Source organism: Paenibacillus sp. JJ1683, assembly GCF_053006485.1.
The window spans coordinates 4,048,000-4,073,387 of record NZ_CM129820.1 but is presented as its reverse complement, the minus strand read 5'-3'; the positions used below and the strand labels follow the sequence as shown (position 1 = coordinate 4,073,387).

Here is a 25,388-nt window from a genome sequence, read left to right as displayed (position 1 = left end):
CCTTGAGAGAGACATAAAATGAGAGTTAAGTATAAAACTGAAGTAAGATGGGGGAATGAAAATGAGCCAGTTAACGGAAGAAACATGGGTAGCGGACATTGTAAAAGAAGTACCCAAAACAAGTGACTTGTTCCGTAAACTACGGATTGACTTCTGCTGTGGCGGAAAAATATCGCTCCGTGAAGCGGCTGCCAGCCGGGGGCTGCACGCTGGTGAACTGCTGGCGCGGGTGCATGAAGTGGAGGAAAATCAGGCACAACATAAGCAAATGCAACCCTCCTCACTAGAACCCAAAGAACTGATCGCCTATATTCAGGATGAGTATCATACAAAGTTGTGTGAAGAACTAGCGGCGCTCACACCGTATATTACCAAGCTAACACGGGTTCATAGCGAACGCTATTCGCACCTGAAGCGAGTGAATGAACTTTATACCTTGCTTAAACAGAAGTTAACGGTACATATTCAATTCAAGGAAAGTCTTCTGTTTCCGTTGATTCAAGCGTTTTTTCAGGACTCGACGTTTGAGCGTGTGGACGCACTTCTTTTTCACTTATCCGAGTTGCAAGACGAGCACCAAGCGGTTGTGGATTTACTGCAGGAGCTGCGTTTGATTACCAATGGCTTTGAGCCGTTACAGGAAGCTTGTGGCACACATCGACTTGTATTGAAGCGTTTGGAGGATCTGGAAGCGGACATTTATAATCATATTCTTCTTGAGAATTGTACACTAGTTGAACGTACCAGACAGGCACAACCCCATTCATAATGAAACCTATCACTTCATGACAGGCTAGACGTAAGGAGTCAAACAAAAATGAAAAAAATTATTAAACATAGCCAGGCACTCTTTTTTGCTTTTTGTGTTGTGTTATTACTAGCAGGGTGCGGTGCGGGGCAACAATCAGCTTCAAGTGGTAGCAGCGCGGTCCAGAACGAGGTCTCCGGCCAGGATTCATCGAAAAAGACTGAAACTGTAGAACTGACCATTTCCGCGGCTGCGAGCTTAACAGATGCACTCAAAGAAATCCAGACATTGTACGAATCATCCCATAAGGGTATTCAATTGAATTTCAACTTTGGTGGTTCTGGTGCACTGGAAAAGCAGATTGAGCAAGGAGCTCCATCGGACTTGTTTTTGTCTGCTTCGAAGAAAAACATGAAGTCTCTCGTAGATCAGCATTTAATAGAGAGCAATAAACAAAAAACATGGCTGACGAACGAGTTGGTAGCGGTGATCCCTGCTGACGGGACGACGAGCATCACGAGTGTAAAGGATTTAATGCAAAAAGAAGTGAAAAAGGTAGCAATCGGTATTCCTGAGAGTGTTCCTGCAGGCAAATATGCACAGGAAGCACTGACGAACGTTAAGCTTTGGGATGTGTTACAAGACAAGCTCGTTCAGGCAAAAGATGTTAGACAAGTGCTGCAATATGTAGAAACGGGTAACGCAGATGTCGGATTTGTGTATAAGACAGATGCGTTAACTTCGCAAAAGGCGAAAATTGCTTTTGAGGTGGACTCTAAAACTTATTCAACGGTTGAGTACCCTATCGGGATCATCAAAGCTTCCAAACACATCCAAGAAGCCGAAAGCTTCTATGAATACCTTCAATCGCAAGAATCTCTGAACATTATGGCTAAGTATGGATTTACCATACCGAAGTGAGCATGCAGGCTATAGATTGGAGCGAATATTGGCCTCCGATTCGTTTATCGTTACAGATTGCACTGTTATCCAGCGTTTTGGTGATCCTATTAGGCTTGTTTGCGGCATGGTCCATGTCGCGGTTAGGAATATTTAAAGGGAAAACACTCGTTGAAACCGTGCTTATGCTGCCTTTGGTGCTCCCGCCGACGGTAGTTGGATTTTTACTGCTAATCTTACTCGGACGAAAAAGTGGGTTTGGACGTTTGGTGGAGCATTGGTTTGGCGAGCCTATTGTATTCTCATGGTGGGCTGGGGTTGTGGCCGCGGTGGTTGTGGCTTTTCCTCTAGTCTATCGGACACTGAGAATGGGATTCGCTGCAGTGGATCGGGACTTGGAAAACGCGGGGCGCTCGATGGGGGCAAATGAATGGCAGGTTTTCCGATATATCACCTTTCCTTTGATTTTCCCTTCTTTTAAAGCGGCCTTTATACTTGGTTTTGCCCGTGGGCTGGGCGAGTTCGGTGCTACGCTGATGATTGCCGGAAATATTCCGGGTAAAACACAAACGATTCCTACAGCCATCTATATTGCAGTGGATTCTGGTCATCTTCCTATGGCCTGGGCTTGGACATGCTCTATCATATTCATTTCCTTTATAATGCTCCTGTTAACAGGCCAAAAGAACAATTAATCTATTCATACAAGCTTCCCTCTGGTAGAGGGGGGCTTTTTTTGTATCTTTCCTTAGAACGAGGGATTTTCTATAGCGCTATAGGACATTCCCTAATGGGAACGGAGAGGAATGAATTTCATAATGAGAGTAAGCGAATGAATCTTTCCCATGGGCTTGCGACGGACTGATTCATTCTGAAAAGGAGCGTTGATCACCGATGAAAAAGAAATACAGTCTCAACTTCTTCAAACCAATCGAGAGCTATTCCGGAAATTGGTCAATCCTTGAAGAAAAAAATAGAGAATGGGAAAACGTGTACCGCCAGCGTTGGTCTCACGACAAAGTGATTCGCACGACGCATGGTGTTAACTGTACCGGCTCCTGTAGCTGGAAGGTTTTTGTTAAGAACGGCATCATCACTTGGGAAAATCAGCAAATCGATTATCCCTCCTGCGGTCCAGACATGCCAGAATTTGAGCCGCGTGGATGCCCGCGTGGTGCTTCATTTTCCTGGTATGAATACAGCCCGTTACGTGTGAAATATCCATATATGCGCGGTAAGCTATTGCGACTCTGGCAAGCTGCCCTCAAGGAGCATAGCAATCCGGTAGACGCATGGGCCAGCATTGTCGAAGACCCGGAGAAAGCCAAGCTCTATAAATCGGCTCGCGGCAAAGGCGGGCATGTTCGTGTGGCTTGGGATGATGTTCTGCATCTGATTTCGGCGCAATTAATTTACACCATTCGCAAATACGGTCCTGACCGGATTGCAGGCTTCACCCCTATTCCAGCAATGTCAATGATAAGCTATGCCTCAGGAGCGCGGTTTATTTCATTGCTTGGTGGGGAGATGTTGAGCTTTTACGATTGGTATGCCGATCTTCCGCCTGCTTCTCCTCAAATTTGGGGTGAGCAAACGGACGTACCTGAATCCTCAGATTGGTACAACGCGGGTTACCTGATCATGTGGGGATCGAATGTGCCGCTTACCCGGACGCCGGATGCCCACTTTATGACGGAAGTACGCTATAAAGGAACGAAGGTCGTATCCGTGGCTCCGGATTTGGCGGAAAACGTAAAGTTCGCTGATAACTGGCTTGCACCCAATCCGGGTACAGACGCCGCTGTGGCACAGGCGATGACCCATGTCATTCTGGATGAGTTCTACCAGAAACGCAAGGAATCCATGTTCATTAACTATGCCAAGCAATATACAGATATGCCATTCATGATTCTGCTTGATCCCCACGAAGGAGCCTGGAAAGGCGGACGTTTTCTGCGGGCGAGTGATCTGGGGGATGCTTCACAGCATGCAGATTGGAAACCGGTCATATTCGATGAAGTAGCAGGGGAAATGATGGTCCCGAACGGAACAATGGGACAGCGCTGGGAGCAGGATAAGAAATGGAATCTGATCTTGGAGCGGGAAGATGGAACCAAGGTTGAGCCTGCGCTCACGGTGGAAGGTCATGACGAGCAATGGGAAGAAATTGTATTCCCTTATTTTGATAACACAGGTAACGGAACATTCAAACGTGTCATTCCGACGAAAAAAGTACGTCTGGCTGATGGTTCAGAGCGCTTCGTAGCCACCGTATATGATTTGATGATGAGTCAGTATGGTGTCGCTCGCAATGATAGCCCTCATAATGCAAAGGATTATTACGATGCAGCTTCTCATTACACTCCTGCCTGGCAGGAGAAGATCACGGGAGTCAAGGCATCGGTCGTAGTGCAAGTTGCTCGCGAATTTGCTCAGAACGCCATCGACACTCAAGGACGTTCCATGATCATTATGGGGGCGGGGATCAATCACTGGTTCAACAGTGACACCATTTATCGCTCCATCTTGAACCTGGTCGTACTGACGGCTTCCCAAGGTGTTAACGGTGGAGGCTGGGCGCATTATGTAGGTCAAGAGAAGTGCCGTCCTATTGAAGGCTGGTCAACGATTGCCTTTGCAAAAGACTGGCAGGGACCGGCTCGGTTGCAAAATGCTACTTCGTTTTTCTATTTTGCAACAGAACAGTGGCGGTATGAAGAAAGCGGCACCGACACATTGAAATCGCCGACTGGGGGAGAGGTCAGTTACCAACATCCGGCGGACTACAATGTACTTGCTGCACGGTTGGGCTGGATGCCTTCTTACCCGCAGTTTAATAAAAACAGCCTGCTATTCGCCGAAGAGGCGGCGCAATTAGGCAAGAAGTCAAACGAGGAAATCATTAACCACACTGTGGAAGAGATTAAATCGCGTAAGACCCGTTTTGCTATTGAAGATCCAGGGGCAGCGGAGAACTTCCCGCGTTCGCTCTTTATTTGGCGGTCCAACCTCATTTCCAGCTCGGCCAAGGGACAGGAATATTTCATGAAGCATTTGCTTGGAGCCTCCGACGCGCTGCTTGCCCGGCCGAACGAAGATCAGAAGCCTGAGGAAATCGTCTGGCGGGAAGATGTGGAAGGAAAGCTTGATTTGATGGTCGCACTTGATTTCCGGATGACCACAACACCGTTGTACGCGGATGTCGTACTTCCGGCGGCGACCTGGTATGAGAAGACGGATTTGTCCTCGACAGACATGCATCCGTTCGTGCATCCATTTAATCCTGCGGTGAATCCGCTTTGGGAATCCCGCTCGGACTGGGATATTTACCGTCAGCTGTCTGAAACCTTCTCGAACATGGCCAAAGAGCATCTACCGGGAATATATAAAGACCTTGTAACTGCACCGCTTGGGCATGATTCCATAGGCGAAATTGCGCAACCGATGGGGCTTATAAAGGACTGGACGAAAGGCGAGGCCGAAGCTGTGCCGGGTAAAACCATGCCTAATTTCAGCATCGTAGAACGCGATTACACCAAAATTTACGATAAATATGTCTCGCTCGGTCCAAATTTGGCTACTGGAAAAACGGGCGCGCATGGCGTTAGCTTCTCGGTAGCAGATGAATATGAGGAATTGAAGAAGCTGAACGGGGTTTATTACGATGAGTCCATTAAAGATGGACTGCCAAAGATCCAGACAGCCCGTCAAGTGGCTGATACGATTCTTCATCTTTCGTCTGCAACGAATGGTCGTGTCTCGCAAAAAGCCTACGCAGAGGCGGAAAAGGATCACGGTGTGAAGCTAATGGACATCTCAGCCGACCGCGCCGCCGAGAAGATCACATTCCAAAGCATTACAGCGCAGCCGCGTGAAGTTATACCGACACCGGTATTCAGTGGCTCTAACAAACAGGGACGTCGCTACTCGCCATTTACCACGAATATTGAGCGTCTCGTTCCGTTCCGGACTTTGACAGGAAGACAGCATTTCTATATCGATCATGAAATCTTCCAGCAGTTTGGGGAGTCGCTGCCTATCTATAAACCGACTTTGCCACCGATGGTATTCGGTACACGTGATCGGGAAATCAAAGGCGGCCAGGATTCACTTGTGCTTCGTTATCTGACTCCACACGGGAAATGGAATATTCACTCCACTTATCAGGATAACCAGCATATGCTTACGCTGTTCCGTGGAGGCCCAACGGTATGGATCAATAACGAAGACGCAGCAGCCCACGATCTGGCCGACAATGACTGGGTAGAGGTATACAACCGTAACGGTGTTGTCACCGCCCGGGCAGTTGTCAGCCACCGGATGCCAAGAGGAACGATGTTTATGTACCATGCACAAGATAAGCACATTCAAGTGCCAGGCTCCGAAATCACGGATACACGCGGGGGCAGTCATAATGCGCCAACAAGAATTCATCTCAAACCGACCCAGATGGTTGGCGGATACGCTCAGCTTAGCTACGGGTTCAACTATTACGGTCCAATCGGCAACCAGCGCGATGTGTACGTAGCGGTACGTAAAATGAAGGAGGTTAACTGGCTTGAAGATTAAAGCTCAAATTGCCATGGTCATGAACCTGGATAAATGTATTGGCTGCCATACGTGCAGTGTGACGTGCAAAACAACTTGGACAAACCGCAAAGGTGCGGAATATATGTGGTTCAACAACGTGGAAACGAAGCCCGGTATTGGTTATCCAAAACGCTGGGAAGACCAGGAGCAGTATAAGGGGGGCTGGCAGCTTCGCAAAGGGAAGCTTGAACTGAAGTCAGGGAACAAGCTGTCCAAGATAGCGCTCGGTAAAATTTTCTACAATCCCGATATGCCTGAAATGAAGGATTATTATGAACCCTGGACTTACAATTATGAACATTTGACCAACGCCAAAGAGCAGAAGCATTCTCCGGTCGCGCGTGCACAATCTGCTGTAACAGGCGAAAAAATGGATCTGAATTGGGGGCCAAACTGGGAGGATGATTTGGCAGGTACCCATGTGACAGGACCTCTCGATCCCAATATTCAGAAAATTGAAGAAGAGATTAAATTCAATTTCGAGAAGTCATTCATGCTGTATCTTCCTCGGCTTTGCGAACACTGTCTGAATCCAAGCTGTGTCGCATCCTGCCCTTCAGGTGCCATGTACAAACGGGACGAGGATGGCATCGTGCTTGTGGATCAGGAAGCATGTCGCGGCTGGAGATATTGCATGACGGGTTGTCCATATAAGAAAGTGTACTTCAACTGGCAGACGAATAAAGCAGAGAAATGTACCTTCTGCTTCCCGCGCGTAGAAGCCGGGTTGCCAACCGTCTGCTCCGAGACGTGTACCGGACGAATTCGTTACCTTGGCGTTCTATTGTATGACGCGGATAAGGTGCAGGAGGCTGCTTCTAAAGAGGATGAGAAAGATCTGTATAAAGCACAGTGTGATTTGTTCTTGGACCCAAGTGATCCAGCGGTAATTGCGCAGGCAAAAAAAGATGGGATCTCGCAAGATTGGATTGAGGCTGCGCAGAACTCACCGGTCTACAAGCTTGCTATTGAGTATAAGCTGGCATTCCCGCTTCATCCGGAATACCGCACGCTGCCGATGGTCTGGTATGTACCACCACTTAGTCCGATCATGAATTACTTTGAAGGGAAAGACTCCATCGAGAATCCAGATATGATCTTTCCAGCTATCGAAGAAATGCGCACGCCTATTCAGTATCTTGCCAATATGTTGACGGCGGGCGACACCCAGACGGTGAAAGAATCGCTGCAGCGGATGGCTATGATGCGCTCCTATATGCGTGCCCAGTCCACAGGACAATCTTTCGATGAAAGCCGTCTGGAACGCACCGGCATGACAGCACGTCAGGCCGAGCAGATGTACCGGCTTCTGGCTATTGCCAAATACGAGGACCGTTTCGTTATTCCAACATCGCATAAAGAGGGTTATTCTAATCCATATCGCGCCCAAGGAGCTGCTGGTTACGGTGATACCTTAGGGAATATGGAAGGTTGTGGAGTTGGAGGAGCTGGCTGTAGCGGTTGTAGCCTGGCAAGCTCCACGGGAATGGAAGAGCCTTCGAAATCAGGCAAGCAAATGTATGAAGAAAACTTCTACGGGGGTATTTGGCGTGATTAATGTAGCGAAACTGTATGAATTCAAGCCTTCATTCGGGTTTTTCGCCCAACAACTCATGTACCCGGAAAAGCTGGATTTTCATCCGGCTTTTCTGGAAGCATCATTTGATCCGGATCATCCTGCGTATACGTATGCTCATAAGTACTGGTCTCTTATGCAAGAGTTTAGTATGGAAGAGATCCAGGAACTGTATACAGAAACCTTCGATTTTCAAAAAAATTGTGCACTATATATGACTTACTTCAAGTTTGAAGATGCAAAAGAAAGAGGACAAATGCTGGTCAAGTTAAAGGTTCTCTATGAAATGTATGGTCTTGAAATGCCAGATGGTGAGCTGCCGGATTACCTACCGCTCATGTGTGAATTCCTGTATGCCGCCGAATGGGTACAGGATGCAAAGACGACAGAAAATTTCCGCATGCCGATCGCGATTTTGGAAGACGGCACTTATCATTTGCTTAAAGCGCTGGAAAAAATGGAAAGCCCGTATTTTCATCTGGTCAAGGGACTGCGCGAAACGCTTAAAGCTTGCGTAGAACAGGAGGCAGCCACGCTATGATGATGGAGCAGTTTTTATGGGTCATTTTCCCTTATATGTGTGTGGTCATTTTTATCGTAGGCCATATCTTCCGCTATAGAACGGACCAATTCAATTGGACGGCAAAATCGAGCGAATTTATTGAAAAGAAACAATTGATGATCGGAAGCCTCTTATTCCACCTGGGGATCATTCCAGTTATTTTCGGTCATGTGTCTGGTCTGGGTATACCCAAAACCTGGATGCATGCACTGGGGGTAAACGATCATCTATATCACATTGGAGCGGTCTATATTGGTGGAATATTTGGAGCCATGACGTTCCTTGGGATGTTGATACTTACCTCTCGACGTTTTACAATTCGTAATGTGCGTCGTTTAAGTACAGCTTCTGATTTGATTGTAAACGTATTGCTGTTGGCGCTTGTGTGCATGGGGATGTTTGCCACACTCGTAACGAATGCGGTTCAGCCAGAATTTGATTATCGGGAGACTATCTCGATCTGGTTCCGCGGTTTGTTCATATTCCGTGTTGACCCTACACTGATGAGAGACGTACCGATCTCGTTCAAGCTTCATGTCCTTATGGGTTTTGCGATTTTTGCATTCTGGCCGTTTACCCGGCTTGTACATGTGTGGAGTGTTCCGTTGAATTATGTGCGCAGAAGTTATATCCTTTACAGAAGACATAAATCAAACTAGGAAAGCGGGCCCTGCCTTCTTTCCTAGTTTTATTAGGAGAGAGTGATGAATAATAAGATGGATTATCAAAGGGAGCTTGAGCGAATACGCGAACATTTCGGTTATGATTTTATGGCACTTGCTCTGGTTGAACCGGCCGAATATCAATACGTCATTAAATGGAAAAACGCCGCTGGCAATTTGAATGATCGATTTAAGCGGATTGTACTGCAATCTGGAAAGGGCATAGCTGGAGTCGTGTTTAAAACCGGGAAATCTATCTTTATTCCATCTGTTCATCAATTTGTTGGGGCAGACAACCTGTTTAACTATCCAATCGTTCAATCCGAGAAGCTCAAGAGTCTCGGCGCTGTGCCCCTGTGGAATGATGCTCGCGTCGCGGGTGTACTGCTGGGTGGATTTCGAGAAGAACAGCTGATGACCGAAGCTATGATGCGTGATTTGGAAACCTTGGCACATAGGGGAATTGGAGAGTTGAACGGGAAGGAAGTGATCTGAATTGACATTGTCTATAGGGACAGACTCTTTGAGTACGCTAATGGTGAAGATGTTTGAGAACAGTACAGAAGCTATCTTCTTTTTTGATAGGGAAGGGAAAACCCTAGCCATGAACCCGGCGGCTGAGGAGATTGTAGACGATGACGTTCTCATTCAACTCTATGAAGGACAGGACAGGGCCTTATGTGGAACATGCAGAGGCTATACAAGCGACACAGAGCCCCGTACCTGCCTTGACTGTTATTTCAATGTGCCTGAATCCAACAATTTTGCTTCTTTTCAGGTTTATCTGGAGACGAAAAGCAACGGAATGGTTCCCTATGCAGCTTCTTTTCATACGATTGATTCTACAAATGGAATCCGGGTGCTGATGCTGAGAGATTTGACCCCGCAATTTCAGACGCAGGAGAAATTGTATCAGAACAAAATGATGAAACATGTTATTGAAGCACAGGAAAACGAGCGTAAACGGCTTTCCAGAGAGCTGCACGACAGCGTCGCCCAGGAATTGATGAGCGCGGTTGTTGAACTACGGGTATTAAAATACATGACGAATGATGAGCAGCTCATTAAAAACATGAAACAAACAGAAGCATCCATGACACGCTTGCTGGATGATATCCGCAACCTGTCTGTGGATCTTCGTCCTGCTACCCTTGATGATTTTGGACTTGAGGCGGCATTCCGTTCCCACTTTAAGCGGGTCGAGCAAAGTTTTGGTCTAGTGGTTGAGTTCGTATCTGATCTTCCCCAGAAGCGGTATGGAAGCGAAAAAGAAACAGTCATTTATCGCGTCTGTCAGGAGGCTGTGCTCAATGCGTTGAAGTATGCCCAGGTGGATACCGTTAAAGTTACTTTGTCGGAGCACGAACACGCGCTTCGTTTGACTGTAGAGGATAATGGGATTGGCTTTGATAAGGGGGGCAAGCCTATTGGGACAGGACTAGGCTTGTATGGTATGCAGGAGCGAGCAGAACTGGTAGGTGGAAGTTTTGGCGTCCTTTCGAATGTTGGCCAAGGAACCAAAGTCTTTTTACAAATTCCGATTGGACACGAGGAGGAATAGAAACTTGATCAAAATTGTATTAGCGGATGATCATGCCATTGTACGAAGCGGATTTTCCATGATTCTCAACTTCCAATCGGATATGGAGGTTGTCGGAACGGCTGCGGACGGGATTGAAGCGTATACTATGGTAGCCAAACATCAGCCGGATATTCTAATTATGGACCTCAGCATGCCTCCAGGCGAAAGTGGTTTGATCGCCACAGGCAAGATTAAAGAGGACCACCCTGACACTAAAATTCTGATACTGACCATGCATGACGACGAAGAATATCTATTTCATATTTTGAAGAATGGTGCTTCAGGGTACGTTTTGAAAAATGCACCAGATGAGGAGCTATTGCTTGCCATACGAACCATTCATGGGGGCGGGACTTATATCCATCCTAAAATGGCCACTTCTCTCGTGCGTGAGTTCATTAAGAAAGACACAACATCACAAACCGAAGATCCGTATGAGATTCTGTCCAAGCGCGAGCTGGAGATTCTCCCTTTGGTTGCAAAGGGATACGGTAACAAGGAAGTTGCCGAAAAGCTGTTCATTTCTGTCAAAACCGTGGAAGCGAATAAAGCTAAAATCATGGAGAAGTTGAACTTAAAAAGCCGGCCTGAGCTGGTCCAATATGCTTTAAAGAAAAAAATGCTGGATTTCTAGTTTATGAAGAAGATTATTTTTAATCCAATAATATATCTACAATGAATCAAGCAGCTTCTTACGAGAAGCGGCTTTTTTATTTTCAGGGACTCCCCTGACCGGGAAAGGGGAGTCCCCTATATTCGAAAGGAACGGCTAGCGGCTACAATGGGAACAGAAAAATACAAATCAAACATTCGACAGAATAAAGTTGAAAAGGTGAGTTAAATGATTAGAAAAATGCAGTTGCCGCTACAAACATTGAACCTGATTCTTGGATTCATGGTGTGGGTCATCATTTCTTCCCTCATGCCGTTCATTACGGAGGATATTGCGATTCCACCCGGAAAACTGGCCATGGTTACGGCGATTCCGGTCGTGCTTGGATCGATTCTGCGCATTCCGCTTGGTTATTATGCCAATATTTTCGGGGCGAGAATCGTTTTCCTCGTTAGCTTTGTTTTGCTTTTGTTTCCGGTCTACTATATCAGTGAAGCTTCGACGATGACGGATTTAATTATCGGTGGCTTGTTCCTTGGGATTGGGGGAGCGGTGTTCTCGGTTGGAGTAACTTCACTGCCCAAGTATTATCCGAAAGAAAGACATGGCTTTGTCAACGGGATGTATGGTGTGGGCAACCTAGGGACAGCGGTAACGACCTTCTCCGCTCCGATTGTAGCGACACAGGTAGGATGGGCACTTACAGTCAAGCTGTATCTTATCCTATTGCTTGTTTTTATCGTTTTGAATTTCTTCTTTGGGGACCGTCATGAAGCTAAAGTCAAGACGCCCATTATGGAGCAAATCAAAGGGGTTTACAAAAATGAAAAGCTTTGGTTTTTCTCGCTCTTTTATTTTATTACGTTTGGCTCATTTGTAGCGTTTACGGTGTATCTACCGAATTTTCTCGTATCGAATTTCGAACTGGATAAAGTGGATGCAGGGATGCGTACAGCAGGCTTTATCGCAATTGCTACATTCTTCCGCCCGATCGGTGGCTGGCTGGCGGATCGTTTTCAGCCCTTGTTTCTGCTGGTAGGTACGTTTGCTGTGTATACGGTCGCTGCGATTCTTTTGGCTTTTTCCCCAGACATCACCCTGTATACAGTAGGGTGCTTGGCTATCGCTGTGAGTGCGGGAATCGGGAACGGTGTCATTTTCAAGCTAGTTCCATTTTATTTTAATAAACAGGCAGGCATAGTGAACGGAATTGTATCCATGATGGGTGGCCTGGGTGGCTTTTTCCCTCCGATCTTGTTATCGACGATTCATGCGGCTACTGGCCAATATTCCATTGGGTTCATGTTACTCTCCCAAGTGGCACTGGCTAGCCTGATTCTCGTCATATGGCTATATTATCAAGGACGTTTCCCTGTAGCTGCCGAGCAGAACCGCTTTGAGAAACAAAAGGAACTTCAGCAGTAAAGCATTAAGAGTGGAGAAATTATAAAGACACCTTTAACGTTTCTAGCGAGAGCCACAGGAAAAAGCACAAAGTTAACGATCGCTCTTCAACGTTAGGGGGACATTGTGATGAAGGAACGTTATTCAAGACAGATCTTATTTAGACCCATCGGCAGTGAAGGACAACGTAATCTGTCTGAAGCTGTTGTTACCATTATCGGCTGCGGGGCACTAGGCTCCGCCATCGCTGAAACATTAGTAAGAGCGGGCGTCGGAGAGATTCACCTGGTTGACCGTGATTATGTGGAGACGTCGAATCTGCAACGCCAGCAGTTATTCACGGAGCAGGATGCTGCACAAATGCTCCCCAAGGTAACGGCTGCTGAAAAAAGGTTAAAGGCGATACGAGAAGACGTACGCTTGTATACCTATCTCGACAGCTTGGATACCGGGCTTGCTCAAGAGCTTGCTGGTAAAAGCACATTGCTGATGGATGCAACGGATAATTTTGAAACCCGGCTGCTTATAAACGATGCTGCACGAAAGGCTGAAATTCCATGGATTTACGGCGCCTGTGTTGGAAGCACAGGCGTTGTTTTTCCGTTCGTGCCGGGCAAGTCAGCTTGTTTTCGTTGCCTACTGCCATCGCTGCCGGCAATCAATCAGACCTGCGATACGGCTGGAATTATCTCGCCCGCAGTTCAAGTGACGGCTGCTCTCCAAAGTGCAGAAGCCATGAAGTGGCTGAGCGGTAAACGTGATAAAATGCGCAGCAAGGTTCATTTATTTGATCTATGGGAAAATACGCAGATGGACATAGGGATTTCCCGCATCCGCAATCAGAATTGTCCGACCTGTGGAGAACATCCTGTGTTTCCTGCACTGACCGCATCCCGTCGCTCGGCGTATGCTTCGCTGTGCGGACGGGATGTAGTGCAGGTTCTTCCAGACCCTCATCGTCCGATTACGTTGGACGATGCAGAGAAAATGGGCAGGCTTATGGCGGAACGTGTAAAAAGGACCCCTTATTTCGTTGAATTTTATGCCTTTGAGCACCGAATGATTTTATTTAAAAACGGAAGGCTCCTCATTCACGGTATTGGAAGTATTGCCAGAGGTCAAAAGCTATACCATCAGTTGTTCGGTTAAACAAGGGATATAGATCCAGGAAATATAAATAGTGAGCAGAGTTTTCATAGCAGAGTAGCTTGCCAGGTGGCTGGAAGGTGGAAAAGATGAGTGTATTTGAAATCGTGACGGAGCCCATTCTTCCGCAGATTTATGCAGATTATGTCTTAAGACCAGAAGCGGGAGCGGTGACCGTGTTTACAGGGCACGTAAGAGAGTGGACCCAAGGCGTACGGACATTATATCTTGCTTACGAGGCCTATGTGCCTATGGCTGAGAAAAAGCTTGCAGAGATTGGCCACGAAATTGAACAGAAATGGGAAGGGACAAGAGTAGCAATCGCACATCGGATTGGTGAGCTTCAGATCGGTGATATTGCCGTTGTCATCGCTGTTTCTTCACCACACCGCTCGGATGCGTATAAGGCGAATGAATACGCAATCGAACGAATCAAGGAAATCGTTCCGATCTGGAAGCGAGAGATATGGGAAAACGGAACACAATGGATCGGACAACAAAAGAAAAAGCCGGAGGAAATCAGTCATGATTAAGCTGTACTATTTTGCGGGACTCCGTGAAGTAACGGGAAAATTCGAAGAAATGGCAGATTTGGCAGGCCAAACTGTAGGGGAATTATACAGTTGGATCACAGATAAATACCCGGATATGCCGATCAATTCTACACGAATTGCAGTAAACGAGGAGTACGCGTTGCTTACAGATGTACTGCAGGATGGAGATATCGCAGCTTTTATTCCGCCTGTCAGCGGCGGCTAGTGAAAGTGCTTGTCATGTGTCCATGTCCGCAACGTCAAATACAGCTAATGAAAAAAAGAAGGTGGTCACATGAGTTCACATCCGCTGAAGGACCCATTGCGGCGTCCGATTCGTGATTTACGTATATCTGTTACGGATCGCTGCAATTTTCGCTGTTCCTACTGTATGCCAAAAGAAATTTTCGGCGACGATTTTGCCTTTCTTCCCAAAAGCGAATGCCTATCGTTTGAAGAGATTCATCGGCTTACGGAGCTCTTTGTAGGCCTTGGGGTCAAAAAAATACGACTCACAGGTGGTGAGCCGTTAATGCGACCGAACCTTCCCGACCTTGTCTCTAGTATTTTGTCTATCAGTGGAGTTGAGGATATAGGGTTGACCACAAATGGTTTGCTACTAGGGCAACAGGCGCAACGCCTCTATGACGCGGGACTGCGACGGCTTAATGTCAGTGTAGACGCTCTGAACCCCGAGCTATTTGGGCAGATGAATGGACGGGGCATTAAGCCTGCGTTTATTTTGAAGCAGATCGATTTTGCAAGAGAAATCGGTTTTGAGATTAAGGTCAATATGGTGGTTCAAAAAGGTGTTAATGATTCTGAGATTTTGCCGATGGCTGCTTATTTTAAGGACCAGGGAATAACTCTTCGTTTTATTGAATTTATGGATGTAGGTAACGATACCGGATGGAGCTTCAAAAAGGTAGTAACAAAAGAAGAAATTATGGAGCGACTTAAGAATGAGTACGAGTTGGAGCCGGTAGATCAGAATTACTTTGGAGAAGTGGCAAAACGTTACCGTTATAAAGACAGCGACGCGCAAGTTGGCTTTATTACTTCGGTTTCTGATTCGTTTTGCTCATCCTGCACGCGTGCCCGTTTATCTTCTGATGGTAAGTTTTATACGTGTTTGTTTGCTTCAGACGGATTTGATTTGCGCCAGATGCTTCGTAACGGGGCGAATGATCAGGAATTACTTGATGCGATTACTTCAGTATGGGAACAACGCATAGATCGGTATTCCGATGAACGTACAGAACAGACTGCAAACAACAGAAAAAAAATTAACATGTCCTACATTGGCGGCTGACATTTTTATCCTGGTAATGTGCCGTGTTCGATGTGGATATTCCCGAAAAGAAAGCGCAAACATTTTTGTTGGCAAAACTTAAATTCGATGTTATTATGATCTTGGGATTGTTACTGAAAAGGCAAAACCCGGGACATGGAACTGGACTTCCATGTGTTGGGTTTTGCCTTTTCTTTTTGTATACAGATTTGCAATAACGTAGAAAGGTGAGTGATAGTGTAGGGCTTATTCCTCTTTATGAATACGCTTTCATTTTAATGGGTTTATAAATCTACACATTATAGTTTGGCTTACAGCGAAAGCTTGATCGGCTATTACCGTCTTGTGACCTATCTGAAATATCGCCCAGCATCTAAATCCTTTTTTAGATTATTGCGGGATCAGGGGGGCAGCCAGAATGATCATAACAAAGATATTTAATAATAACGCCATAATAGCCAAAGATTCAAAAAGGCATGAATTTGTTGTTATGGGTCGTGGAATTGCATTCAAAAAGAATGCAGGAGAACAAGTAGAAGAGCATTTAATTGAAAAGGTGTTTGTACTTAAACAAAAAGATGCTTCAGAGAAATTTAAATTACTGTTAGAGGATGTCCCTACAGAATATGTTTCGTTATGCTATGACATCATTGAATATGGAAAGAGCATATTGGAAGCACAGCTGAGCGACTATGTATATGTTTCGCTTACAGATCACATGAACAATGCATTTAAAATGTTTGATGAAGGGTTTAAAAATGCAAATCCGCTCATCTGGGAAATTAAAAAATTTTATCCTAAAGAGTTTGGAGTTGGCTTAAAAGCGCTGGAGTTTATTGAAGACGAAACAGGTAAACGATTGTCTGAAGATGAAGCAGGTAATATAGCTCTTCATTTAATCAATGCTCAAGTCAACAGCTCCTACCATAAAGTAGCGGATGTCGCTCAGCAAACTCAAAAAATACAGGATATCTTAAATATTATTAAATATTCTTACAATATAACTCTGGATGAACACTCGACCAGCTATGAACGATTTATTACACATTTAAGGTTTTTCTTTCAGCGATTAATTCAAAAAGAAAAAAAATTAGCACTGGAAGATGATTTTCTATTAAGGCAAGTGAAAGCAAAGTACAAAAAAGCTTACAACTGTATGCTAAAGATTGAGAAATACTTGGACACGGTATTGTCAGATGAAGAAAAACTGTATATAACGATTCATATTCAACGCGTAACTCAATGACCAATTGAATAACTCCTTGGATTGTTACTGGTAATGCAGGCGAAACCAACCTAGATCGAATTTGATCTATTTTGGTTTTGCCTTTTTTTATAAATACAAATAAAGGGGCAGTTACAATGAAGTATGAGACATTAGCAAAAGACATCATCAGAAATGTCGGCGGCAAAGAAAATGTAAATAGTCTAACTCATTGTATTACACGCTTGCGCTTCAAGCTAAAGGATGAAAATAAGGCCAATACAGAGGTTCTGAAAAATATGGATGGTGTCGTCACTGTGGTAAAAAGCGGGGGACAATACCAAGTTGTGATCGGTAATCATGTGCCCGAGGTTTATGCGGATGTTGCTGCGATAGGCGGCTTCCAGGCAGGCGATTCAGAAGAAACATCAGGTGAAAAAGTCAGTTTGTTCAATAGGTTTATTGATACCATTTCAGGTGTATTTACACCCACGCTGGGTGTCTTGAGTGCCACGGGTATGATTAAGGGTTTTACGGCCTTGTTTGTAGCTATAGGCTGGCTGACTGTTACATCGGGTACCTATCAAATTCTCAATGCTTTAGGAGACTGCTTGTTCTACTTCTTCCCTATTTTCCTGGGGTATACATCAGCTAAAAAATTCAATGCCAACATTTTTATAGGTATGGCGATCGGGGCGTCACTTGTTTATCCAACCTTTAGCACGATAACAGCCTCGGGTAAACCGCTATACACTTTATTTAGCGGCACTATATTTGAGTCACCGGTATATATCACCTTCTTAGGTATTCCGGTCATTCTGATGAGCTATGCATCAACGGTTCTTCCGATTATCGTATCCACCTATGTAGGCTCAAAAATAGAAAATTTCTTTAAAAAGGTCATCCCTAGCGTAGTGAGAACATTCTTGGTTCCGTTTTTCACTTTGTTAGTTATTGTACCCTTAGCGCTGATTGTGATTGGACCACTCTCGACTTGGGCAGGTCAACTGCTTGGCGCAGCCACCCTCTTTGTGTATAACTTAAGCCCGATGATTGAAGGTATTATCATGGGGGCTTTCTGGCAGGTATTTGTTATTTTTGGACTGCACTGGGGTCTTGTTCCTATCGCTATGAACAACTTGGCGGTGCTCAAATTCGATCCGATCCTTGCTGCAACGCTGGGAGCCTCCTTTGCTCAAACAGGTGTCGTACTGGCGATTTTGTTCAAAACCAAAAATGTAAAGCTGAGATCCCTTTCCATTCCAGCTGTTATCTCCGGGATCTTTGGTGTAACAGAACCCGCGATTTACGGGATTACATTACCACGTAAGAAACCATTCATTTTAAGCTGTATAGCGTCTGCAGTAGGTGGCGGTATTATCGGAATGATGGGAACGAAAGGATATATCATTGGCGGCTTAGGCATTTTCGCGATTCCCAGCTATATTAATCCGTCAGGAATAGACAGCGGATTTTATGGGGCTGTTATTGGTATCCTGGTAAGTTTCGTATTAGGCTTCTTGCTTATGTTTTTTGGCGGATTTAAAGATGATGAGGTGAAAGAAACGAAAAAAGAAGTTAGTTCAACGGGAGCAGCAAAAGGAGGAGAAGTATTAATAAGACAGGAGACGGTAATTAGTCCGTTAAAGGGTGATGTAAAACCTTTATCTGAGGTAACTGATGAAGCCTTTTCGACAGGTGCTCTGGGTAAAGGGATTGCCATTGAGCCTTCCGAAGGCAAGGTCGTTTCACCTGTAGATGGTGTCTTAACATCCTTATTTTCGTCAGGTCATGCGATCGGAATTACCAGTGATCAGGGCGTGGAAATTCTCATCCATGTAGGTAAGGATACAGTCAAATTAAAAGGTAAACATTTTTATCCCAAAGTAAAACAAGGGGAAGCCGTCAAAAAGGGACAATTGCTCATGGAGTTTGATCTGGAGGCTATCCAAGAGGCTGGTTATGTTCTGACTACTCCTGTAATTGTTGCCAACACTGCTAGTTACTTGGATGTTATTGAAACGGAGAAGAAGACGATTGGTTATAAAGAGGATTTGTTGACGGTCATGGTCTAAGCTACCCATATTTTAGGAGGAATGAACTATGAACAATAATATAACCAAGGAGTTTCCACAAGGATTTTTATGGGGAGGGGCCACGGCTGCTAACCAATTTGAAGGTGGGTATAACGTGGATGGTAAGGGACTAAGCACTGCTGATGTAATAACAGCCGGGACGCATACTATTTCCCGAAGAATTACGCCTGTATTGGAAGAAGGAATGAACTATCCAAGTCACGAGGCTATTGATTTCTACCATCATTATAAAGAGGATATCCGATTATTTGCTGAAATGGGTTTCAAGGTTTTTAGAATGTCCATCGCTTGGTCCAGAATATTTCCTAACGGAGATGATACAGAGCCGAATGAGCAAGGCTTGCAGTTCTATGATCGTGTGTTCGCAGAATTAAAAAAGTACAACATTGAGCCGTTGGTTACGATCTCACATTATGAAGCACCGTTTCATTTAACCCAAAAATATAACGGCTGGTCAGATCGCAGAGTGGTAGATATTTATGTAAGATATTGTGAAGTTCTTTTTAACAGATACAAAGATGTTGTAAAATACTGGCTCACCTTTAATGAAATCAATATCTTAACCTTGTCTTTTGGGGCGTTCATGGCTGGAGCGATGATGCCAGAGGGGAATGGAGAGCTTGCCCATGCTACAGTGAAGGATGAGCAGATCCTGTATCAAGCTTTGCATCATCAATTTGTAGCCAGTGCAAAGGCAGTAAAGCTGGGGCATGAAATCAATAAGGATTTTAAAATTGGCTGTATGATTGCTTATATGTGTTCATACCCACTTACCTGTAACCCCGATGATGTTTTGCTCGCTCAACAAAAGGATAACTTGAGTAATTTCCTATGTTCAGATGTTCAAGTAAGAGGTGCTTATCCCGGATTTGCCAAACGATATTTTAAAGAACATAATATCCAAATTACGATGCAGGACAATGATGAGGACGTCTTAAAAGAAGGATGCGTAGATTTTTATACTTTCAGTTATTATTCATCCACTTGTGTCAGTGCAGACCCCAATCAGGAGAAGGTGAGTGGGAATTTATCCATGGGATTAAAGAATCCCTATTTAAAAGCAAGCGCCTGGGACTGGCAAATCGATCCGCAGGGATTGAGATGGTCCCTCAATAACATTTATAATCGATATGAAATCCCGTTAATGGTTGTGGAAAATGGTCTGGGCGCTGTGGATACAGTGGAAGAAGACGGCTCCATTCAAGATGCTTATCGAATTAATTATCTAAAGCAGCACATTGAGCAAATGAAAGAAGCCATTGCTGATGGAGTAGATTTAATAGGTTATACACCTTGGGGATGTATTGATCTAGTAAGTGCGGGAACCGGTGAAATGAAAAAACGCTATGGATTCATATACGTCGATAAGGATAATGAAGGTAAAGGAACACTTGCCAGATCCAGAAAGAAGAGCTTCTATTGGTATAAGAGTGTGATCGAAACTAATGGGGAACAGCTAGACTAAATACTAGTGTGTGTCTTCAAAAAGTGATACAGTCAGCGCATGCCTATTCAGTAGGCATGCGCTGTTTGGATTTAAAACCAGTTTCCCTTCAGGAAACTACGGTGAATGTATACAGATTAGGAGATCACCATAGTCAATAGTATGTTAATTTTACTAAACACATGGGGTGAAAATGTCGAAATAAAGGGTAGGGTGGATAACAAAATATAAGGAAGTGGATACATATTATGAATCAAGTAGAAGCTGTTTTGTCTGCCATACCGTTTATTAGAGAAGCTGCACGACATGATGTTTTAATATCTGTAATGGATAAAGAAAAATTTCTATTCTTTCAGTCGGGGAAAAGTTTAGTCTATGACTTCAAGGCAGGCGACCCTCTCCCTGATGTACACAAGAACTTCAAAATGCTAGTAGGCGGAGAAAAGACCCGAGTTCGCTATGATGCCGAAGTTTTCGGGTTTGCTGCTGATTCTTACTTTCATCCGATAAAGAATGAACAGAATGAGATTGAGGCAGTAATGTGCATCACCTATAGTATGGATAATCAGGATCAACTGAAGAAGTTGATGAGCCAAGCAGAGGATGTTACAAGCAAGCTAGTGGAAGGGATTCAGCATGTAGCAGCTCATTCGGAGGAGCTTAGTGCGACAGCCGAGGAAATTTTAAGCAATACGAAAAAGGCGGTTGAGGACTCTGGTAATGTGACTGAGGTGGCTGGCTACATCAAGGAAATTTCAGAGCAGACAAACTTGCTTGGACTAAATGCAGCCATTGAAGCTGCTCGGGTGGGTGAGGCAGGAGCAGGATTTGGGGTTGTTGCCGCAGAAATCCGCAAGATGTCTACGGGCACCAAGGAAGCCACTGGGCGAATCGAGCAATCCTTGCAAGCTGTCAGACAATCGGTTTATAGTATGGAACAAGAGATTACGCAGATTACTGTATCTTCCCAAGAGCAGGCCAAGCTTGTGTCGGAGTTCATGAATATTATTGATCAATTAAATGATACCAACCAAGGCTTGAGAGGTTTAATAGAGAAAATCACGAATGATGTGGATGTAAAATAAAGATTGGAAGAAGTCTCGGTCTGTGAATTGTGCATTCCGTCATGGAAATGTGATCACAGGGCGAGACTTTTTTAAGTTTATTAAATCATTTGGAGTGGATACATATATGAATTTGAATGGGTTGAATGAACAGAGTTACACAGAACTAGAGGATTATTGGGTGCGTGTATTTCTAAATTTAGTACAAGATCAGGATAAAGAGAACTGGGTGATTCCTTATTACAACACATCCTTTTCTAATGGTCAGAAAGTTATGGATATGAACCCCATTTTTTCGGCTAAATCGAAAATAAGTCATAAATCCATCAGAATCATTCATGAAACGGTTAATGAGGGGGATGACGTTCACTATTGGTTAGATACGAATGGGAAAAACGAATTAGTTATTATTTGTTCCCCATCACAGCAACATGTGCACAAGGTAAAGGGGATCATTAAACGCTGGATTTATGAATGAGATCCATTATCCATAATCAAATCTTTTCCGATATAATAGGGAAGAGAAGCCATAGAACAGATACTACCTCAGAGAGGTGATTTACAATGACCGTTGATATTCTCCGACGTAATAATGTAAAAGTGTTGGGTACAGGCAGCCAGACGATTGTATTTGCTCACGGCTTTGGATGCGATCAGGATATGTGGCGTTATATCGTCCCTAGCTTTATCGACAACTACCAAATCGTCTTATTTGATTACGTTGGGTCTGGAGATTCCCAAATAAAATACTATGATTCCCAAAAATACAGTGACTTGCAAGGATATGCTCAAGATGTGCTGGATATTATGGAAGCGTTAGAATTACGGAATACCATATTCGTCGGACACTCCGTTAGCAGCATGATCGGAATGCTCGCATCCATCCGAAGCCCTCAATATTTTGAACGCATTGTCATGCTCGGTCCTTCTCCACGCTATGTGAATGACCTGCCTTCTTATTATGGAGGTTTCGATAAGAGTGATATTGATGAATTACTGGATATGATGCAAATGAACTTTATTGGCTGGGCTAGTTACATGGCGCCCATTGCTATGCAAAATCCCGAGCGAGGGGACTTAACCGAAGAGTTGGAAAAGGCATTTTGCTCCAGAGATCCTCATATTGCACGGCAATTCGCAGAGGTTACATTTTTTTCAGATTGCCGTGTCGATCTTCAGCATGCTTCGGTTCCTACGCTTATTCTCCAGTGCTCTGATGATAGTATTGCTCCAATTGAGGTAGGGGATTATTTGCATACCCATCTTAGAAATAGCAGACTTCAGCAGATGAGAGCAAAGGGGCATTATCCTCATTTAAGCCAACCAGGAGAAACGAGCGATTTAATCAAAGAATATTTAGCCAGTGTGTAATATTGAAAGAAAGGCAGTCGTGCAATGGATATTCAATTAGATAAAGCTCCCTGTGGATACTTTTCAATTTCGGACGCTGGGATCATTCAATCGGTAAATCAAACTTTATTGGACATGCTTCTTTATGAACGCGATCAATTGCTCGGGCGGCCGATTGAAACGACAATGTCTGTTACGAACAAGCTATTTTTTCATACTTATTTTTATCCCTACATCCAGTTGTACGGGCATGTTGATGAGATGTACTTCTCGTTTCGCACAAGTGATCGACAGGATGTGCCTGTACTTCTAAACGGGATTCGGCAGGAACGCAATAGAGAAGCTGTTATTGATTGTGTAGTGCTTATGATGCGTAAGCGGATTGAACATGAGAAAGATATACTACAGACCAAAACCAAGCTTCAGGAATTATATCAGGCGACGAATGAAGCAAACCAGAAGCTTGAACGGTTGCACGAAGAATATGAAATCAAACAGCAGGAACTAGTGCGGATTAATCACCAGCTAGAAACGATGGCGTCAACCGACCCGTTAACTGGGCTTAAAAATAGAAGATATTTTCAAGATCAATTACAAATCAGCCTAGCCTCCTTTCAAGAGACCGGAATACCTTTCTCGTTGCTGATCATTGATATTGATCGTTTCAAAAACATTAACGACACTTATGGTCATCCGGTGGGCGACCTGGTGCTCACTAATCTGGCTGAGTTACTACAATCCATGTCACAGGAGATGGATATTGTCGCTCGTTATGGTGGCGAGGAGTTTGTCATTATTCTTCCGGGCAACGACGCAGAGGAAGCCATTCGTGCAGCAGAAAGATATCGCTCCACGACGGCCTCAAGGGATTGGGGAGATTACAGCATTACTGTGAGTATTGGCGTGGCAACGGTTACGCAAGCGGATACGGAACAATTGATAGTTCATCAAGCAGATTTGGCACTGTATGCTTCCAAGAGTGGCGGGAGAAACCGGGTCACGCATGCAGCAAGTCTTATAAAGAGATAGATAGAGGCTTCATTAACTATATGAAGAGCTGGAGGATAAAATGGGCGAAGCGTACAAGCTGGACTGTGATATCTGTGCTTATACTGAGAACATATTTGTGGGGTTTGGTTTATTGTATATGCGTTTGGAATCCATTGCTTCGTTTGTACAGGATGCTGCCCTTAAACGGCGTATTGAGGAATTCATAGGCAACCCTTCGACGAGATATGATGCTTATGACGCTCTGTATGTGTGCCCGGTCTGTCAGGCCATCCGCAATGAATTGTTTATTGAGATGGAATCGGACTCATCACAGTATAAAATTTCTTATGCTTGTCCTAGATGCGCGAGTGTTATGCAGCAGGAACTCATTGAAAACAATGTGCCGGTTCATTTGAGCTGCCCAGCATGTGAGAAGGGTAAATTGAAGGCAACGTTTTATATGGATTGGGATTAATAGATTCCCCGAATATCTCTACAGCATACTCCAATAAGCCTGGTCAAACCAGTCAAATTCAGCTAATATTAATGATAACGATTCTCATTTGTGGTATCAGAATGAATGAAAACCTTTGAGGTGGACACTAGTGAATTCAAATTCGTTATCATTAATATATCAGCATTATTTAGAAAAAACTCCGTTTAGAAAACAAAACGAGCATACGTATATGATGTTACCGGAAGCGGGCGACGGACATATTTACCGAGTTACGACTTACAGCGGAATCGAGATTGTGTATTCGCATATTCAATATCACGAGCCTTATCCGACGAACTTTGCCTCCAGAGGACAAATGATTGAACTTCAATTTGCACTTTCGGGTCAACGTCATGTAAATATAGCTGGTCTGGACTACACGCTCCCGATAGGGCGGGGTGCTCTTATTTTTTTACAGGATTTCAAAGCATATTTCCATCCTCCTGTTAACGAACAATACCAATCCTTTGCGCTTGGCATTCCTGTCTCGTTGTTTAATTATGCAGCTTCACAGTTGGCAGCTCGTCGACAGGTAGCTATTGAATTTAATCAAATTCTGAAGGGTGCTGCGTTCCATCATCTTAGTTTTGAACTGGATCACAGAAGTATAGTGATGATTGAACATTTGATCAAAGACTTGAAAAGTGTGCATAGATCGCCTTTATTAATGGAAGCAGCGGCACTAGAGATTTTGAATAGGTTTATGATTCAGTTATTTGATTTAACTCCCATGCCCGAAGGCCTATCTAAAGAAGATGTCAGAAAGTTGCATATGGCTCGGCAAATCCTTGAATCCAGCATGATTGATCCTCCTTCACTGATCGCATTATCAAAAAAGGTTGGATTAAATGATTTTAAATTAAAAAAAGGATTCAAAGCATGTTTTGGAACAACTGTATTTGAACATTTGCGCCAAATTCGTCTTGAATATGCGATGAAGCTGCTTCAAAGCCAGGAAAGCAATGTAACAGAAGCTGCGATGGCTGTAGGATACAGTAATGTGAGTGCATTTTCAGAGCAGTTTTTCCGGGAATACGGAGTGAAGCCATCATCTTTAAAGAAATTATTTTAAAAATTCTATTTTGACCATGTTAAAAAATATTAAGTAAACAAAAAGCTGGAACCCTGTATAGATAG

General features: G+C 44.3%; 24 protein-coding genes. All 24 read left to right on the top strand.

The window, feature by feature from the left end; translation table 11 throughout:
* The first annotated feature begins 61 nt into the window (after positions 1 to 61).
* The 24 genes from ACUC6J_RS17430 (at position 62) to ACUC6J_RS17315 (ending at position 25,323) form a co-directional block, all read left to right on the top strand.
* Positions 62 to 769, top strand: a complete 708-nt coding sequence (locus tag ACUC6J_RS17430; RefSeq protein ID WP_447249192.1) for a DUF542 domain-containing protein — start codon at positions 62 to 64, stop codon at positions 767 to 769.
* 48 nt (positions 770 to 817) lie between these two features.
* Positions 818 to 1,669 (top strand): molybdate ABC transporter substrate-binding protein, encoded by an 852-nt coding sequence (gene modA / locus ACUC6J_RS17425; RefSeq protein ID WP_031461948.1) that lies wholly within the window; start codon positions 818 to 820, stop codon positions 1,667 to 1,669.
* Entirely contained in the window at positions 1,666 to 2,343 is a 678-nt protein-coding gene (modB, locus tag ACUC6J_RS17420; RefSeq protein ID WP_447249191.1) for a molybdate ABC transporter permease subunit, read from the top strand. The genes modA and modB overlap by 4 nt, the downstream gene beginning before the upstream one ends.
* A 199-nt stretch (positions 2,344 to 2,542) precedes the next feature.
* Complete coding sequence (locus ACUC6J_RS17415; RefSeq protein WP_447249190.1) at positions 2,543 to 6,217, top strand: nitrate reductase subunit alpha; 3,675 nt, start codon at positions 2,543 to 2,545, stop codon at positions 6,215 to 6,217.
* Complete coding sequence (gene narH / locus ACUC6J_RS17410; RefSeq protein ID WP_016821792.1) at positions 6,207 to 7,796, top strand: nitrate reductase subunit beta; 1,590 nt, start codon at positions 6,207 to 6,209, stop codon at positions 7,794 to 7,796. The genes ACUC6J_RS17415 and narH overlap by 11 nt, the downstream gene beginning before the upstream one ends.
* Positions 7,789 to 8,355, top strand: a complete 567-nt coding sequence (narJ, locus tag ACUC6J_RS17405) for a nitrate reductase molybdenum cofactor assembly chaperone (RefSeq protein WP_340865213.1) — start codon at positions 7,789 to 7,791, stop codon at positions 8,353 to 8,355. Before narH ends, narJ begins: the two co-directional genes overlap by 8 nt.
* Entirely contained in the window at positions 8,352 to 9,035 is a 684-nt protein-coding gene (narI, locus tag ACUC6J_RS17400; protein WP_013372381.1) for a respiratory nitrate reductase subunit gamma, read from the top strand. Before narJ ends, narI begins: the two co-directional genes overlap by 4 nt.
* Before the next feature lie 45 nt (positions 9,036 to 9,080).
* A complete protein-coding gene (locus ACUC6J_RS17395) occupies positions 9,081 to 9,533 on the top strand; it encodes a GAF domain-containing protein (RefSeq protein ID WP_016821790.1) in 453 nt (150 codons plus the stop codon).
* Between the two features lies 1 nt (position 9,534).
* The gene (locus ACUC6J_RS17390; RefSeq protein ID WP_025365501.1) at positions 9,535 to 10,599 is read left to right on the top strand and encodes a PAS domain-containing sensor histidine kinase; all 1,065 of its coding nucleotides are present in this window, start codon (positions 9,535 to 9,537) and stop codon (positions 10,597 to 10,599) included.
* Positions 10,600 to 10,606: 7 nt separating this feature from the next.
* Positions 10,607 to 11,254, top strand: a complete 648-nt coding sequence (locus tag ACUC6J_RS17385; protein ID WP_038978085.1) for a response regulator transcription factor — start codon at positions 10,607 to 10,609, stop codon at positions 11,252 to 11,254.
* A 207-nt stretch (positions 11,255 to 11,461) separates the two neighbouring features.
* Positions 11,462 to 12,658, top strand: coding sequence for a nitrate/nitrite transporter (locus ACUC6J_RS17380; protein ID WP_025365500.1), 1,197 nt, complete (start codon positions 11,462 to 11,464; stop codon positions 12,656 to 12,658).
* 108 nt (positions 12,659 to 12,766) lie between these two features.
* Positions 12,767 to 13,786, top strand: a complete 1,020-nt coding sequence (locus ACUC6J_RS17375; protein WP_017426865.1) for a ThiF family adenylyltransferase — start codon at positions 12,767 to 12,769, stop codon at positions 13,784 to 13,786.
* Between the two features lie 86 nt (positions 13,787 to 13,872).
* Entirely contained in the window at positions 13,873 to 14,316 is a 444-nt protein-coding gene (locus ACUC6J_RS17370) for a molybdenum cofactor biosynthesis protein MoaE (protein WP_026065414.1), read from the top strand.
* Positions 14,309 to 14,542: a MoaD/ThiS family protein gene (locus ACUC6J_RS17365; RefSeq protein WP_016821782.1), complete on the top strand. Its 234-nt coding sequence runs from the start codon at positions 14,309 to 14,311 to the stop codon at positions 14,540 to 14,542. The genes ACUC6J_RS17370 and ACUC6J_RS17365 overlap by 8 nt, the downstream gene beginning before the upstream one ends.
* Before the next feature lie 69 nt (positions 14,543 to 14,611).
* A complete protein-coding gene (moaA, locus tag ACUC6J_RS17360) occupies positions 14,612 to 15,628 on the top strand; it encodes a GTP 3',8-cyclase MoaA (protein WP_016821781.1) in 1,017 nt (338 codons plus the stop codon).
* Between the two features lie 397 nt (positions 15,629 to 16,025).
* Complete coding sequence (licT, locus tag ACUC6J_RS17355) at positions 16,026 to 16,853, top strand: BglG family transcription antiterminator LicT (protein WP_016821780.1); 828 nt, start codon at positions 16,026 to 16,028, stop codon at positions 16,851 to 16,853.
* 116 nt (positions 16,854 to 16,969) lie between these two features.
* On the top strand, positions 16,970 to 18,886 hold the full coding sequence (locus tag ACUC6J_RS17350; protein WP_017426867.1) for a beta-glucoside-specific PTS transporter subunit IIABC: 1,917 nt from the start codon (positions 16,970 to 16,972) through the stop codon (positions 18,884 to 18,886).
* Positions 18,887 to 18,914: 28 nt separating this feature from the next.
* Positions 18,915 to 20,372 (top strand): glycoside hydrolase family 1 protein, encoded by a 1,458-nt coding sequence (locus ACUC6J_RS17345; protein WP_447249189.1) that lies wholly within the window; start codon positions 18,915 to 18,917, stop codon positions 20,370 to 20,372.
* Between the two features lie 227 nt (positions 20,373 to 20,599).
* The gene (locus tag ACUC6J_RS17340) at positions 20,600 to 21,436 is read left to right on the top strand and encodes a methyl-accepting chemotaxis protein (protein ID WP_447249188.1); all 837 of its coding nucleotides are present in this window, start codon (positions 20,600 to 20,602) and stop codon (positions 21,434 to 21,436) included.
* A gap of 106 nt (positions 21,437 to 21,542) precedes the next feature.
* The gene (locus ACUC6J_RS17335; RefSeq protein ID WP_206704146.1) at positions 21,543 to 21,893 is read left to right on the top strand and encodes a hypothetical protein; all 351 of its coding nucleotides are present in this window, start codon (positions 21,543 to 21,545) and stop codon (positions 21,891 to 21,893) included.
* 86 nt (positions 21,894 to 21,979) lie between these two features.
* Positions 21,980 to 22,786: an alpha/beta fold hydrolase gene (locus tag ACUC6J_RS17330; RefSeq protein WP_019688184.1), complete on the top strand. Its 807-nt coding sequence runs from the start codon at positions 21,980 to 21,982 to the stop codon at positions 22,784 to 22,786.
* A 24-nt stretch (positions 22,787 to 22,810) separates the two neighbouring features.
* Entirely contained in the window at positions 22,811 to 23,794 is a 984-nt protein-coding gene (locus tag ACUC6J_RS17325) for a sensor domain-containing diguanylate cyclase (RefSeq protein WP_447249187.1), read from the top strand.
* Between the two features lie 40 nt (positions 23,795 to 23,834).
* Positions 23,835 to 24,230 carry a hypothetical protein gene (locus tag ACUC6J_RS17320; RefSeq protein ID WP_016821773.1) on the top strand — a complete coding sequence of 132 codons (396 nt, stop codon included), beginning with the start codon at positions 23,835 to 23,837 and terminating at the stop codon, positions 24,228 to 24,230.
* Positions 24,231 to 24,360: 130 nt separating this feature from the next.
* Positions 24,361 to 25,323: a helix-turn-helix domain-containing protein gene (locus ACUC6J_RS17315; protein WP_447249186.1), complete on the top strand. Its 963-nt coding sequence runs from the start codon at positions 24,361 to 24,363 to the stop codon at positions 25,321 to 25,323.
* The last annotated feature ends 65 nt before the right edge of the window (positions 25,324 to 25,388 follow it).